This window comes from Embleya sp. NPDC059237 (assembly GCF_042754105.1).
Lineage (GTDB): Bacteria > Actinomycetota > Actinomycetes > Streptomycetales > Streptomycetaceae > Embleya.
On record NZ_JBHZAE010000018.1, the window covers coordinates 38026 to 53035 of the forward strand.

General features: G+C 69.1%; 12 protein-coding genes. 9 read left to right on the plus strand and 3 right to left on the minus strand.

Annotated features, from left to right (window positions below; genetic code table 11):
* Positions 1–118: 118 nt before the first annotated feature.
* A complete protein-coding gene (gene rfbA, locus ACFXKZ_RS39875; RefSeq protein WP_380008715.1) occupies positions 119–1015 on the minus strand; it encodes a glucose-1-phosphate thymidylyltransferase RfbA in 897 nt (298 codons plus the stop codon).
* Between the two features lie 50 nt (positions 1016–1065).
* On the opposite strand from rfbA, the gene rfbB reads away from it, so the two are divergent.
* From rfbB to ACFXKZ_RS39905, 6 genes are all read left to right on the plus strand, one after another.
* On the plus strand, positions 1066–2049 hold the full coding sequence (gene rfbB, locus ACFXKZ_RS39880; RefSeq protein WP_380008722.1) for a dTDP-glucose 4,6-dehydratase: 984 nt from the start codon (positions 1066–1068) through the stop codon (positions 2047–2049).
* The gene (gene rfbD, locus ACFXKZ_RS39885) at positions 2046–2948 is read left to right on the plus strand and encodes a dTDP-4-dehydrorhamnose reductase (protein ID WP_380008725.1); all 903 of its coding nucleotides are present in this window, start codon (positions 2046–2048) and stop codon (positions 2946–2948) included. The genes rfbB and rfbD overlap by 4 nt, the downstream gene beginning before the upstream one ends.
* Positions 2949–2966: 18 nt before the next feature.
* Positions 2967–3365, plus strand: coding sequence for a DUF2304 domain-containing protein (locus ACFXKZ_RS39890; protein ID WP_078976024.1), 399 nt, complete (start codon positions 2967–2969; stop codon positions 3363–3365).
* Positions 3358–4059, plus strand: a complete 702-nt coding sequence (locus ACFXKZ_RS39895; RefSeq protein WP_380008729.1) for a glycosyltransferase family 2 protein — start codon at positions 3358–3360, stop codon at positions 4057–4059. The genes ACFXKZ_RS39890 and ACFXKZ_RS39895 overlap by 8 nt, the downstream gene beginning before the upstream one ends.
* Complete coding sequence (locus tag ACFXKZ_RS39900; protein WP_380008732.1) at positions 4056–5390, plus strand: lipopolysaccharide biosynthesis protein; 1335 nt, start codon at positions 4056–4058, stop codon at positions 5388–5390. Before ACFXKZ_RS39895 ends, ACFXKZ_RS39900 begins: the two co-directional genes overlap by 4 nt.
* A 171-nt stretch (positions 5391–5561) precedes the next feature.
* Positions 5562–6446 carry a glycosyltransferase family 2 protein gene (locus ACFXKZ_RS39905; RefSeq protein WP_380008735.1) on the plus strand — a complete coding sequence of 295 codons (885 nt, stop codon included), beginning with the start codon at positions 5562–5564 and terminating at the stop codon, positions 6444–6446.
* Between the two features lie 31 nt (positions 6447–6477).
* Here ACFXKZ_RS39905 and ACFXKZ_RS39910 read toward each other — a convergent pair whose 3' ends face one another.
* Positions 6478–8055 carry a DUF2142 domain-containing protein gene (locus ACFXKZ_RS39910; protein WP_380008738.1) on the minus strand — a complete coding sequence of 526 codons (1578 nt, stop codon included), beginning with the start codon at positions 8053–8055 and terminating at the stop codon, positions 6478–6480.
* A gap of 69 nt (positions 8056–8124) precedes the next feature.
* On the opposite strand from ACFXKZ_RS39910, the gene ACFXKZ_RS39915 reads away from it, so the two are divergent.
* On the plus strand, positions 8125–8586 hold the full coding sequence (locus tag ACFXKZ_RS39915; protein WP_380008741.1) for a GtrA family protein: 462 nt from the start codon (positions 8125–8127) through the stop codon (positions 8584–8586).
* A 102-nt stretch (positions 8587–8688) separates the two neighbouring features.
* On the opposite strand, the gene ACFXKZ_RS39920 is transcribed toward ACFXKZ_RS39915, so the two are convergent.
* On the minus strand, positions 8689–10722 hold the full coding sequence (locus ACFXKZ_RS39920) for a hypothetical protein (RefSeq protein WP_380008744.1): 2034 nt from the start codon (positions 10720–10722) through the stop codon (positions 8689–8691).
* A 690-nt stretch (positions 10723–11412) separates the two neighbouring features.
* Here ACFXKZ_RS39920 and ACFXKZ_RS39925 point away from each other — a divergent pair.
* Positions 11413–12774: a PIG-L family deacetylase gene (locus ACFXKZ_RS39925; RefSeq protein ID WP_380008747.1), complete on the plus strand. Its 1362-nt coding sequence runs from the start codon at positions 11413–11415 to the stop codon at positions 12772–12774.
* 77 nt (positions 12775–12851) lie between these two features.
* Positions 12852–15008: a hypothetical protein gene (locus tag ACFXKZ_RS39930; protein WP_380008750.1), complete on the plus strand. Its 2157-nt coding sequence runs from the start codon at positions 12852–12854 to the stop codon at positions 15006–15008.
* The last annotated feature ends 2 nt before the right edge of the window (positions 15009–15010 follow it).

A 15010-nucleotide genomic window follows, 5' to 3' on the forward strand; every position in this document is an offset into this window, starting at 1 on the left:
CGTGTCCTTGTCCGGCGGACCCGGGCGGCCGGGTCCGGATGGGTTGACATGGGTGGAGCATGAAGGCAATGCCGTGGTCGTCGGCGACCCGCGTCGAACCGAGCCGAGCGCCGGTGCCTCAGGCGGGGTCCGGCAGCGGCGCGATGCCGCCGCCGTAGGCGAGCAGGTCGATCAGATACTTGCCGTAGCCGCTCTTGAGCAGCGGTTGCGCGAGCGCGGCCAACTGCGCGTCGTCGATGAAGCCGGCCCGCCAGGCCGCCTCCTCGATGCAGCCGATCTTGAGCCCCTGCCGCTCCTCGATGACCCGGACGAACTCCGCCGCGTGCACCAGCGAGGAGAAGGTGCCGGTGTCCAGCCACGCGGTGCCCCGGTCCAGCACGCTCACCATCAGCTCGCCGCGCTCCAGGTAGGCCGCGTTGACGCCGGTGATCTCCAGCTCGCCGCGATCGCTCGGCTTGAGCGTCTTGGCGATCTCGACCACCCGCGCGTCGTAGAAGTACAACCCGGGCACCGCGTAGCGCGACTTCGGCTGGGTGGGCTTCTCCTCGATCGAGCGGACCACACCCTCGGCGTCGAACTCGACCACGCCGTACGCCTTGGGGTCGGCGACCGGGTAGGCGAAGACCCGACCGCCGACCGGGTCCACCCCCTGGCGCAGCTGCCGGCCCAGGCCCACGCCGTGGAAAATGTTGTCGCCCAGGATCAGCGCCACCGGCTCGCCGCCGATGAACTCCTCGCCCAGCAGGAACGCCTGGGCGATGCCGTCGGGGCTGGCCTGCTCGACGTATTCGAGCCGCATGCCGATTCGCGAGCCGTCACCGAGCAGGCGACGGAACTGGGGTTGGTCCTCGGGGGTCGTGATGACCAGCACCTCACGGATGCCGGCCATGATCAACGTCGACAGCGGATAGTAGATCATCGGCTTGTCGAAGACCGGCATCAGTTGCTTCGATACCGCTTGGGTGATGGGCCAGAGTCGGGAGCCGGTGCCGCCCGCGAGAAGGATGCCGCGCATGCGAACACCATAGGCTCTGCGCGTTCGGGGATCGGTAGACTCCCGTGTCCATGAGGATCCTGATCACCGGTGGAGCCGGATTCATCGGCTCCGAGTTCGTTCGAAATCTGTTGTCCGGTGACGCAACCTCGCAGGACAAACCCCGGGTGACCATCCTGGACAAGCTCACCTACTCGGGCAACGTGGCAAATCTGGCGTCCGTGGCCGCCGACCCGCTCTACACGTTCGTCGAGGGCGACATCTGCGACGCCGACCTGGTGGACCAGCTGATGCCCGGACACGACGTCGTGGTGCACTTCGCCGCCGAGTCGCACGTCGACCGCTCGATCGCGGGCTCGGGACCGTTCGTCGTCACCAACGTGCTGGGCACCCAGGTGTTGCTGGACGCTGCCCGCAAGCACGGCGTCGGCCGCTTCGTGCACGTCTCGACCGACGAGGTCTACGGCTCGATCGAGGTCGGCTCGTGGACCGAGGACTGGCCGCTGGCGCCCAACTCCCCGTACTCGGCCAGCAAGGCCGCGTCCGACCTGCTGGCGCTGGCGTACCACCGCACCCACGGCATGGACGTCGTGGTGACGCGCTGCTCGAACAACTACGGTCACTTCCAGTTCCCGGAGAAGATGATCCCGCTGTTCGTGACGAACCTGCTCGACGGCAAGCGGGTGCCGCTGTACGGCGACGGCGGCAACATCCGGGACTGGCTGCACGTCTCGGACCACTGCCGGGGCATCGACCTGGTGATGCGCTCCGGGCGCGCCGGCGAGGTCTACCACATCGGTGGTGGCACCGAGGTCACCAACAAGGAACTGACGGGCCGTCTGCTCGCCGCGTGCGGCGCGGACTGGGACAGCGTCGACCACGTCGAGGACCGCAAGGGCCACGATCGGCGCTACTCGCTGAGCATCGACAAGCTGCGCGACGAGCTTGGCTACACTCCACGCGTGTCCTTTGAAGAAGGTCTCGAATCGACCGTCGCGTGGTACCGCGACAACCGTGCGTGGTGGGAGCCACTGCAGCTCAAGGCGGCGCTTTGACCACCTCGGTGGACGGCCGGCGCTGGCTCGTCACCGGAGCACACGGAATGCTCGGACGCGATCTGCTCGCCGTCCTGGACGAGGTCCCCGGCGCGGTGGTCACCGCCGTCGCCCGCAAGGACCTCGACATCACCGACGCCGCCGCGGTCCTGGCCGCGACGGCCGGACACGACATCGTCGTCAACGCCGCGGCGTGGACCGATGTGGACGGCGCGGAGACGGCCGAGCCGGCCGCGACCGAGGTCAACGGCACCGCGGTGGGTCACCTGGCCCGGGCCTGCGCCGTACACGGCGCACGGCTGATCCAGATCTCCACCGACTACGTCTTCGGCGGCGACGGCACCGCGCCGTATCCCGAGGACGCGCCCACCGCACCGCTGAACGCGTACGGACGGGGCAAGCTGGTCGGCGAGCGACTCGTCGCCGACGTGCTGCCCACCGACGGCTACATCGTCCGCACCGCGTGGCTGTACGGCGAACACGGGCGGAATTTCGTCTCCACCATGCTGACACTGGCGGCCGACCGCGACACCCTGGACGTCGTCGACGATCAACTCGGTCAGCCGACCTGGTCGGCCGCGCTGGCGGAGCGGGTGGTCCGTCTCGGCGAGGCCGCGCTGTCCGGCCGCGCGCCGGCGGGGATCTATCACGGCACGGCTTCGGGGCAGGCGACCTGGTACGACCTCGCGCGGGCCACATTCGCCGGGGCGGGGCTGGACGCCGACCGCGTTCGTCCGACAACATCCGAGAACTTCACGCGCCCCGCCAAGCGTCCTTCCTACAGTGTGCTCGCCCACGACCGGTGGGCCGATGCCGGACTGTCGCCCATGGCCGACTGGCGGGACATGCTTGCACAGGCATTGGATCGCCCGGGGTTCGTCGCCCTGCGGCCCGACTGATCAAAAATCGAGCGTGTCATGAAACTTACGATTGTCACCGCGATTGCCGGCTTGCTGGTGGTCGTCGTCATCCTTGAACTGCTGAGGCGACGCCAACTGCGTGAAAAGTACGCGGTGTTGTGGCTCGTCGTCGGCTTGATCGTGGTACCGCTCGGCGCGTTCCCGAAGATGCTCGACTCGGTGGCCACCACCGCGGGTGTGCGATCGGGTGTCAGCCTCGTCCTCTTCCTCGGCTTCGTCTTCCTGCTCCTCGTGTGTATTCACCTGAGCTGGGAATCGAGTCGGTTGGAGGAGGAAACCCGTTCGCTCGCCGAAGAGGTGGCCCTGATCCGGACCCAACTGGCCGAGCAGGAACGCACGGCAGCCATCGCCCTCATCCGTACCGAGTCGGCCGAGCGGGAACGCGCAAATGATTAACAACAAGCGGGTCCTGATCATCATCCCCGCGTGGAACGAGTCCGCGTCGATCGCGGACGTGATCCGCGAGGTCCGCGGCGAACTGCCCGAGGTCGACCTCCTCGTCGTCGACGACGGCTCGACCGACGACACCGCGAAGGTCGCCCGCGCGGCCGGCGCCACGGTGTCCCGACTGCCGTACAACCTCGGCGTCGGCGGCGCGATGCGGCTGGGCTACCGCTACGCGTACGAGAACGACTACGACGTGGCGATCCAGATCGACGCGGACGGTCAGCACGACCCCCGCTACGTCCCCAAGCTGGTGGATCACCTCGACGAGGCGTCGCTGGTCATCGGCGCGCGCTTCGCCGGCGAGGGCGACTACACCGTACGCGGCCCGCGCAAGTGGACCATGGTCATGCTCTCGGGCGTGTTGTCGAGGATGGCCAAGACCAAGCTCACCGACACCACGTCGGGCTTTCGCGCCTGCAACCGCGACATCATCCGGCTGTTCGCCGAGTGGTATCCGGTCGAGTACCTGGGCGACACGGTCGAGACCACGGTCCGGGTGATCCGCCTCAAGCACAAGGTGATGCAGGTCCCGGTGGCGATGCGGGCCCGCCAGGCCGGCACGCCCAGCCATTCCCCCGCCAAGGCGATGATCTACCTCGGCCGCGCGTTCATCACCCTGCTGTTGGCGATCGCCCGCCGATGAAGACGCTGCTGCTGCGGGCGATCCGCGCGCTGCCCCAGGGCACCCTCCTCGTGGGCGCCGGCATGGTCGTCCTCGGTGGCGCTTCCTATGTACATCTGGCGATCGCGGGCCACTCGCTGAACCCGGACGACATGTCCGGGGTCTCGGTGTTGTGGACCATCATCTTCTCGATCGGGCTCGGCCTGTTCTTCCCGGTCGAACAGGAGATCACCAGGATCGTCGCTGCCCGGGCCGCCGAGGGCTCGGGCACCGCGCCGGTACTGCGGCGCGGCGCCGTGCTGGCCGGCGGGCTGTTGCTCGCCGTGCTGGTGCTGCTCGCCGCCGCGTCCGGCCCGATGGCCGACCGGCTCTTCGACGGCGACCGGCAGCTGCTGGTGGCGCTGGGCGGCGCGTTCGTCGGTCTGGCCGTGGTCTCGGTCACCCGCGGCGTGCTCGCCGGACACGGCGCGTTCACCGCCTACGGCACGCAGCTGGCCCTGGACGGCGGGCTGCGGATCGTATTCGCGATCGCGCTCGGCGCGGCTGGCAGCCACTCGCCGCTGCTGTTCTCGCTGATCCTGACCGTCGCCCCGATCCTGGCCACGCTGGCCACGCTGCGGCCGGTGCTGCGTGCCGCCCGGCCCGGCGCGGTGCTCGCGTGGCGGGAGTTGTACCGCGGCCTCGGCCTGCTGATCGTCTCGACGCTGCTCGCGCAGCTGATGGTCAACACCGCGGTGCTCAGCGTCAAGCTGCTCGAACCCGAGCAGACCGCGCTGGTCACCGCGCTGCTCAGCGCGCTGATCCTGGCCCGGGTGCCGCTGTTCGTCTTCGGCTCGCTCCAGGCGTCGTTGTTGCCGGGCCTGTCCCGGACCTTCACCGACGGCGATCGTGGCGCGTTCCGCGGACTGATCACCCGGGCCTGCCTCGTGGTGAGCGCGCTGGGCGTGGCCGGTGGGCTGGGCGCCACGGTGCTCGGCCCGTGGATCATCCGGGTGTTCTTCAACGCCCCGAAGGACGTCCTGGGCCCGCTGGACTTCGCGTGGTTCTCGGCGGGCACGCTGTGTTACATGCTGGCCATGGTGCTGGGCCAAGGCGTGATGGCGATGAACCGCCATCGGGCCCAACTCGTCGCCTGGATCGGTGGCACCGCGGTGCTGGTGGCGATCACCTGCCTGCCCGGGGACATCCGGGTCCGGGTGGAGATCGCCTTCGCCGCGGCCACCGCCGCCACCGCCCTGCTGATGGCGCTGATGTTGCGGTCCGGCGCTCGGCGCTTTCCGGCGCCGGCGCGTACCGCGTCGCCGGTGCGGGCGGTGGCGAACCCCGTCGGGGGCGCGCCGCGGGGTGAGTAGGATCGATCGCGTCGTGTGGGTGGCCTACGAGGACGTCTCGTGCCCGTTGGGATCGATAGCCGGGAGTTCAGGGTGCGCGAGTGCGCCGATGGCCCTTCTGAAACCGTCCGTCTCGCCGAGACGACACTCGAGGGAGGGGCCGACGAACGGCAGGTCCACACGATCGACGTGATGATGCCGTACTACGGCGACGTGGGGCTGATGCAGCACGCGGTGCGCAGCGTGCTCGCGCAGACCGACCGCAACTGGCGGCTGACCGTGGTGGACGACGGTCGGGAGAAGGGCGTGCCGGAGTGGTTCGCCGCGCTCGACGACGACCGGATCGTCTACCTGCGCAACGAGAAGAACCTCGGCGTCACCGGCAACTTCCGCAAGTGCGTGGAGCTCGCCGAGCAGGACCACATGGTCATGATGGGCTGTGACGACGTCTTCCTGCCGAACTACATCGCCACCATCCGTGACGTGCTGCGGCGCTACCCCGAGGCGGGCATGGTCCAGCCCGGCGTACAGGTGATCGACGGCCGGGGGTTGCCCACCAAGACCCTGGTCGACCAGACCAAGCGGCGGTTGTACGCGCCGAAGATCGAGGGCAGCCGGCGCCTGGGCGGCGAACGCCTGGCGGTCAGCCTGCTGCGCGGCAACTGGCTCTACTTCCCGTCGGTGTGCTGGCGCACCGAGGCGGTCAAGGCGATCAACTTCCGCGAGGACCTGCACGTGATCCAGGATCTCGCGCTGGTCCTGGACCTGTTGCAGCGCGGCGAGGACCTGGTGGCGACCGACGCGGTCTGCTTCCAGTATCGCCGGCACGCGGTCAGCGAGTCGGCCCTCCAGGCGTTCGACGGGCGCCGGTTCGTCGAGGAGCGGGGCTTCTTCCTGGACGTCGCGGAGCGCATGGAGCGGCACGGCTGGCACGAGGCGGCCCGGGTCGCCCGCAAGCACATGTCGTCCCGGCTGCACGCGCTCACGATGATGCCGATGATGGTGCGCAGCGGTAACCGCGAGGGCGTGCGCAAGTTGGCCCGACACACCTTCGGTTCGGCCCGCCACACCGCGTGACGGGCCGAACTCGCTTGCGGGTCGCGGCCGTTCAGCCGGCCGCGACCTCGCGGGGCAGGTTCCGGTCCCGGGTGACCGTCCAGCAGTAGGCGATCATCGCGGCGCCGCCGAGGAGCGCGAACACCACCGGTACCACCGAGCCGACCTGCGGATGCCACGGGCCCGCGAACGCGTTCAGGGTCATCCCGCGCGGGGTGCTCGTCCAGCCGTGCTGCCACCGGATCATGGTGAACCACAGGAACACCAACTGGAGCGGCATCAGCACGATCGCGAAGGTCCGGATCAGCGTGGCGTCGCGCCGGGCCCCGAACACCTCGCGGCGCGAGAGCGCGAACGCGGCCAGGATCGGGACCCCGACGGCGATCGGCAGCATGTAGCGGCCCTGCGCCACGAAGCCGTACTTGTTCACGCCCATCGCGTCGGTCAGCGTGGGGAAGCCGAAGACCACGGCCACCAGGACGAACATCCGCCAGCGGTCGGTCCAGGAGCCGAACGCGACACCGGCGACCACCAGCACGCCCAGCACCATGTACCACACCGTGTAGGCCGGTTGCGGCGCGGACATGTCCAGCCACGAGGTGACGCCCACCATCTCCTTGAGGTAGTCGCCCGATCGTCCGACGATCTCGAAGCGCACCGCTTGGCGGAAGGTGATGTGGGTGTGGTCGCCCACGCTGCCGAGCTGGCTCGCCTTCATCCCCACCGTCCACGCGGCACCGGCGACGGCGGCGAGTACGATCGCGCCGCCGGCCCACAGGGCGGGCTTCGAGCGGCGCAGCGAGTTCAGCAGCGTGCGGCGGGTCGGGATCACCAGGGCGGCCAGCGCCACCACCAGCCACAGCGGGCCCACCGACCGCAGCGTGCACAGGATCACCCCCGAGATCCCGGCCACCACCAGCGCCGATCGCCGCAGCTTCGCGCCCGGTTCCAGGAGCAGTGGCACCAGCGCGCAGAACAGCGCGGTGCCCGCCGCGATTTCGAGCGCGTTGGGGTTGATCGCGCCCGACAGGTGCAGGGTCATCGGGGTGGTGGCCGCCAGCACGCCCGCGAGCAGCAGTCGGTGCCGGGTCCAGTGCACGACGCTGTAGGCGGCGGTGGCCAGCAGTGCCGCGACCATCGTGGTGCTGATCAGTCGGGCGAGCAGGATGCCGGTCCAGTCCGGCGACACCCGCAGCGGCCAGCCGACTGCGGCGTAGTAGACCGGGTTGTAGCGGCCGGCCCGGGTCGCGGTGCGCTCCAGGCTCTTGTCGCCGCCGGGCTCCCGGGCGCAGGAGGCGGGCTGCTCCTCCTTGAATGCCCAGCAGTTCTTGCGGACCAGGCTGCGCGGTACGTTCTGGAAGGCGCCGGTGCCGGTGTCGGCGTCGGTGGGAGTGGGGGCGAACTCGCCCTGCGCGACCCCCGCCGCCCGGATGATGTGCTGCATCTCGTCCGGGGTGCCGTCGTACGGTGCGGCCAGCGCCCAGGCGCTGCCCAGGAGAAGGAAGCCCACGAAGGCGAGCAGCCAATGCCGGACGGGTCCCGACAAGCGCCGGGAGACGGTCGACCTTCGTTCGTGGTGGGGGTCCTGCGTCGGTCCCGGGGTGTGCACCGGGGCGGCATCGGTTGTCACGGCAAGACCTTACCTGTTGGTCTGCGGGCGGAGTTTCGACGGGCGTAGAGGTCTCTATACTCTGGCTTCGTGACAGCTACCGAGCGTTCCACCGAGGGCAACATCCCTGAGCCGCAGAGCCGGTGGGCCGCTCTGTTGACCCATAGTCTTCCTCGGTTCCTGGTCTCGGGCGCCGCGAGTGTCGTGATCGACATGGGGCTGCTGTATCTCCTGCACGGGATATGGGGCCTTTGGTTGCCCGCGGCCACGTTCCTGGCCACGGCGACCTCCTTCGCGGTCAACTTCACGATGAACCGCTTCTGGTCCTTCGGCAGCACGGTGTCCCCGGTCGGCGGCCAGATGGTGCGCTACCTCATCCTGGCCGGGGTCAACTGGGCGATCACGGTGATCTTCGTGAGCGTGTTGGCCTGGATGGGCGTGTTCTACATGGTGGCGAAGCTGGTCACGGTCGTCTTCAACGCCGTGGTCAACTACTTCGCGTACCGCATGTGGGTCTTCCGCGGCAAGCCGCAGGACGTGCCGGTGGCCTGAGCGCCGCCGCCCCCGGGTCCGGGGGCCGAGTCCGCGTCCGAAGCCGGCCACCGACATCCGTCGGTGGCCGGCTTCGTGGTCGTGGCGGTCGGCGTGAATCGACTACTCGACGGGCTCGATCAGCACCACCTGCAGGCCGAGCTTCGGGTCGCTCGCGGCGAACTGGCGCAGATCCCTGGCGAGCCAGGGGCTGGTGACCACCACGCGCAGCGGCTTGGGGCTGTCGGCGATCACCTTCTCCAACTCCTTGAGGGTGTCCACGCGTTCGCGAGCGTTGAGTTCGTTGTACGAGGCGAGTCCGCGCAACCACTGGATGCCGAAGACGGTCTTGATCTGTCCGCCGAGTTCGCGCCGCAGGATCGAGTCGAGGAAGGTGACCCGCCAGTTGTCGGTGCTGCTGTCGGTGAACAGGTAGAGCGTCGAGGGGCCCTTGGCCAGCAGTCCCTGGGACTGCAGTTTGCGGGCGACCACGCCGATGTCGTGGCGGTAGACCCCGTGTGCCCAGGCGGCGGAGTAGGGCGTGTCCGGGGCGGTGGCGTTGGCCCGGGCGTTGATCTTGCCGAACTGCACGGCGCCCGCGAGCGTGACGCCGGCCAGGACCGCGGCGAGGATCGGCACCATGCGGGCGAGCGGACGCAGCCGGGGCGGGGCGGGGATCGGCGCGAGGTTGGGCCGCAGCAGCAGGCCGATCGCCCCGATGCCGACCAGACCGAGGCCGTACAGGCCCTGGACGGCCTTCTCGTAGTAGTACGAGGTCTCTCCGAGGGTGTGCACCTGGTAGGCGCCGAACGCGGCCACACCGACCGCGGCGAGCACGATCTGCGCCGACATCGCGCGCCACACCGGCGACCGCCGGCCGGCGCGGGTGAGCAGGGAGGCGAGCACGAGCACGACGCACACGATGACGAGGTTGCGGCTCATCGGGTAGATGCCGCCGGCCGCCTGGAGCTGCTTGGTCTGGCTGAAGCCGGTGAGCTGCGGGCCGATGATCGGGATCAGCACGATCACGCCGGTGATCGCCGCGACGATCGAGGTGAACAGCAGGGCCTCGCGGATGCGCGACCAGTAGACGACCGCGGCGGCCAGGACCGCGCAGGCGGCGAGCACCACGAACAGGTTGTAGACGAAGGCCAGGGTGATCAGTCCCGCCGCGGCGACGAGAACCTGTTCGCGCACCTTCCCGGCGGGCCGCACCAGCACCGCTACCGTCATCACCAGCACGGCCACGCCGAGCGCGGCGGAGTCGTGGCCGAGGGTGAACACGCTGATCATCTGCCCGGTCGCCGCGAGCCCGCCGACCGTCGAGCACACCAGTGCGATGCGCCAGCCGGCGAGGTTGGGTCCGGCGATCCAGCGGGCCGCCCAGACCAGGGCCAGGACCAGGAAGCCGTAGCCGAGGATGGTGTAGAGGAAGTACCGGTTGTACGCGGCGGTGCCGGTGCCGGCGTCGGTGGTCGAGCGCAGGAACGTGTCGAGCACCGTGTACAGGAAGTGGGTTCCCGGCGGGTAGACCCGGGCCATCTCCGGGTCCATCGAGGTGCTCGCCTTGTCGGCGTGGAAGTAGGTGTAACCGCCGACCCGGTGGATCGCGTCGAACAGGGAGAAGTGGCTGGGCTTGTCCTCGGTCATCACGGTGATGGCCAGGCGCTGGGTCAGCGACTTGCCCGAGAGCGGCTTGTACAGCTCGTACATGGCGTACAGGGCCGCGCCGGGGGCGATCAGGTCGGTCCAGGCCGCGCGGCGCGGCAGCACCGGCCGGCGGCCGGTGACCAGGGCCACCACGAGCGTCACCGACAGGAGGGTGCCCGACATCGCGAACGGGTTCAGGCCCCACGGCCAGACCGAGAACAGCAGCCCCGCGACGATGAATTCGCCCATCAGCAACAGCGCCGCGATCATCAGCCGGTCGAACAGCGCGACCCCCGCGCGCACCAGCGACGCGGTGCCCAGGAACAGCAGCAACAGCGACAACCAGTCGAGGCGGGCCACATGGAACAGCGCGGGCAGTGCCCAGGCGCCCACGAAGAGCCCCGCGAACATCGGCACGGCTTTGGAATTCGGCGGCCGGCCGGCACGCGGAGTCGGCACGGGCTCGGTCGGCCGCTCCTCCGTGTCCGTTTTCAAGGTGCTGCTCATGAGGGCTCTCTCTCGCTGATTCCGTGCGTCGTCGCGGTCGCCGCCATGCCGGCGCCGGGGCGTGAGGGCGGGCTTCCGATACCTGGGCTCAATGCGGATCCTATGGAATCGTCGGAGGAGTCGAACGGTCGGCCGACGGGCGGGAGCGGGCACGCGAATCGACCGGTTGGACGAATCCGGCGGAGGAGGTCGTCGACTTCGCCGTCCGCGTCCGGCGCGGATTCGGCGTGGTGCACCCGAGTGCGATCGCCCGGCCCCGAGCGCGTGCGGGCCGGTGCACCCGCGCGGATCGACCCTGGCATGGGGATTGTTCTCCCTGTTTACCGGACGGAATCGTCGGGTTCGCCCCGGATGGTCTCTCGCGACATCCGCGACCTTCGAAGTCGACCGGATGTCGGTAAATCCGTTTGGCCGACAGGTATGGGGAACCGAACCATCGGGGGACGGAGTCGGCCGCCGTCGGGCGCCACATACAATAGCGCTATCGCCTGTCCGGAAGGTGGCCGGCGCCCATGGATCCGATGCACGTCGCGTGAATCGAATCCTTTCGCCGGATCGTGGTATCCATGATCCGCCTGCGTGTGCGAAGGAACACTCACCGACGCCCCGACGGGATCTATTGAGAAGGGTCGACAATTCTCTCATATGGGAACAAACTCGGATTCCCGGCCGTCGGTTTCGCGCAGGGCGGTGCTCGCCTCGGGATGCGGCCTGGTCGCCGTCGTGGGTGTGGGCGGCGCCTATGAATTCTTTCGGGACGACGATGAGGGCGCGTCGCATCCGGCGTCCCCGCCGCCTGCCTCCTCGGCGGAGCGGGTGCTCAATGTCGTCGCCCATCACGACGACGACCTGCTTTTCCTGAGCCCCGAACTCCTGGACAACCTGCGGGCCGGCGCCGCGGTGCGCACCATCTATTTCATGGCCTCGGATTATTCGAATTATCCGAAGTTCATGCAGGATCGGGAGACCGGCCTGCGCCGGGTCTATGCCGACGCGTTGGGCATGAAGCCGGGGCAGTGGAAGAAACAGCCCTACGAGCACGGCGGCGTACAGGCCACCTTGTGGACGCTCGGCGACCGGGTCTCGATGCTGGAGACCCGGATCCCGGACGGTTTCATGAAGACTCCGCTCGGCGCGAAGCGCATGTGGGGACTGTATTCCGAGAACATGCAGATCAAGACCCGTCCCGGGGACACGTTTCCGGTCCAGGAATTCAATCGGGACGCGCTGGTGGCGTTCCTGCGCGCGGTGCGCGACGAGGTCCGGCCCGACCGGGTCAACACCCTGGACCCGCTTGCCGACCTGCACGGCAGGCCCGAGCCCGAGGGCGGTTTCCACCAGGACCACGTGGCCGTGTCGCGGATGGTGATGTACGCGCTCGAGCAGGACACCGTGCCCACGCCCGTCCACTATTTCCGCGACTACACCATCGAGTCGGAGCCCGCGAACCTCACGCCGGCCGGGATCGAGGCGAAGTCGAAGGCGTTTCGGACGTATACCGAATACGACCCGGACGCCAAGCGCAGCAAAGTGTACGGACCATGGCTGCGAAAGACCTACCAGGTGAACGACGCATGGCGCGGGGATCTCGTCATTCCGCTGCCCGTGCCCGATCGCCGGGAAAAGGTTGCCGGTCGACCCTATGTCGGAACCGGCTTTCGCATCGTCAATCGTGCGACCCGGCTCGAACTCGCCGTACGGGCCGACGGGAAGAACGCGCCGTTGACCCTGACACCGGCCAAGTCGACCCCGGGCAATGTCTTCAAACTGCTCGGTATCAGGTTCGGCTGGGGACTGGCGCCGATCGGCGGGGAGCTGATCGTCGGGATGCCCGATTCGGATAAGGAGGTCAATCACCCGGCGCGCCTGGTGGAACGCAGTCTCGACGCCGCCCAGGCGCTGCGTGTACACGGTGATGTCGCCGACGGATTCGAACTTCTCTTCGCGCATTCCGGTATGGCGTTGACCGCTTCCCGACAGGGCGGCGCGGACGTGGTCCAGGCGCCGAGCGACAAGAGTCCGTTGCAGAAATGGGATTTCATCCCGGTGTGAATTCGGTGCGGCGTGCCCCACTCGATACGCTGTGCCCAGCCCAGCCGTCATCTTCCGCAAGCCCTGAATGAGGATCCGTGACCGTCTCAGAGAGCGCGAGGACGAGCCTGTCGACGCCTGCACCGGCCGCGCCGCGCGGTGCGTCCCCGGTGGGCGGCGGGCGCCTGGCGATCGGTGTGCTCGTCGCACTGGCCCTGTCCTGGCTGATCCCGCTCGCGGCGTACGCCGCGCACGCCACCATCGTCCTGCCGTTCGTCTTCCTCGCGCTGGTCGCCTCGCTGCTGCGGGCCGGACGTACCGTCCTGGACCGCCTGGTGCTCGCGTTCGCGCTGACCGCGGGCGCGATGTGCGTGGCCGGCCTGCTCTTCTCGGCATGGCCGTGGGGGCTGCACCCGGTGCCGGTCTCCGGGCTCGGCTTCAGCGTCCTGGTGCTGGTCGCCGCACTGCTGCGGCGCCGTCCCGAGCTGCCGCGTCTGGGCACCCTGCCCGACCTGCTCACCGTCGGGCTGACCGGGGTGATCACCTTCCTGACCCTGTGGCCCTACCTGGGCCGCGGTCTGGTCGGCAGGATCTCGCTGATCGCGGTCGCCGAGGACCTGGGCCGGCACTTCGCGCTCTACGACGGCATCCGCACCGCCGGCGGCTACACGTTCATGCACCGCCCGGACCTCAAGGCGGGCCTGACCGACGACCTCACCGCGTACCCGCAGGGCAGCCACTTCGCGATGGGCCTGTTCGACAACTTCTGGCGGGCGGGCACCGGGGCGGGCTCCGGCCAGGAGGCGATGAACCACTTCGTCTACTTCTACGCGGCCACCTTCGTCCTGATGATCTTCGCGGTCATGTGGTCGATGCGCTGGGTCGCCGGCACCGCGCTGTCCCCGTGGCGCTACCTCGTGCTTGCCTCGGCCGCCGCCGCCTACCTGTACTTCGGCGACGGCATGGCGATGTTCCTGCGTGGCTTCCCGAGCGAGTTCGCCGGGCTCGCGCTGCTCGCCATCCTGGTCGCGGTGGTCGCCCGCCCGCTGTCGCGGTTGCGCGAGCAACTGTGCGTGCTCGCCTCGCTGACCATCGCGCTGTCGTTCACCTACTACCTGTTCCTGCCGCTGGCCGGGGCCATGCTCCTGGTCTGGCTGATCGGCTACCGCAAGCAGCTGCTGGAGCGCCGGCTGCTCACCGCGGTGGTCGCCGTGATCACCGCCGTGGGCGCGCTCATCGTGCCGGTGGTCAACTGGAAGTACGCGAGCAAGTCGGAGGCGGTCAACGCCGCGGGCGGGATCAGCCCCACCAACCGGCACCTGCTGATGTTGCTGGTCTTCCTGGTCGGACTCGGCCTGGCGTCGAGGTACGCGTGGCGGCACCCGGTGCGCCGGCGGGTGATCCTGTGGATGCTCGGGGCCGTCGGGATAGTCGCGCTGATGTTCCTGTACCAGACCGCGGTGATCGGCGAGACCTCCTACTACTACGAGAAGCTGCTCCACCAGCTGTTCGTGGTCGCGCTGGTGTGCCTCGGCGCCACCTGGCTGGTGGTGCCGCGCTACCAGCCCGGATATTTCCGCCCGGGCCGGCGGCCGAGGCCGGCGTTCGCCAACGCGTGGACCGCCGTCCCACTCGCCCTGGCGGTCACCGTGACCATCGCCTGCAACGCCAACCCCGACCGCTACGTGTGGCGCAAGCCGGGCAAGGACTACAGCTGGGGCGTGAGCTACTTCCTCAAGGGCATGGACCACCCCAAGCTCGCCCGGGCCGTGCTCGCCGCCGTCCAGGCCCAGCCCGATCCCGACGGCAAGGCCACCATCCTGCAGATGCGCAACGACTGGGAGGCCAACTACTACGGCACCCTGTGGGTCGACGTGATGCAGCGCAACCTCGGCGTCGCCTGGCCGGTCAAGCCGCCGCTGGGCACCCAGGAGAGCCCGGCGGCGCTCAAGGACCGGATCACCCGGCAGTTCCCGGGCACCCCGATCCGGGTGATGACCAACGACCCGGTCACCCTCGACACCGTGCAGCGGATCCGCCGGGACCGGCCGGAGCTGGGCCTGGACGTGCTGTTCAGCAACCCGACCCGATGCGGCTACCGCTTCGAGCCGGTGGCCGCGCCCGCGCCCGGCAAGGAGCCCGCCCCGGTGCCGGTGATCCCGTTCCCCGCGAACGGGTGCAAGTCCAAGGCCAAGTCCCCGGCCCCGGTACAGGTGCCGGTGACCAACCCGACGAACAACCCGGACAGGGAGTAGCA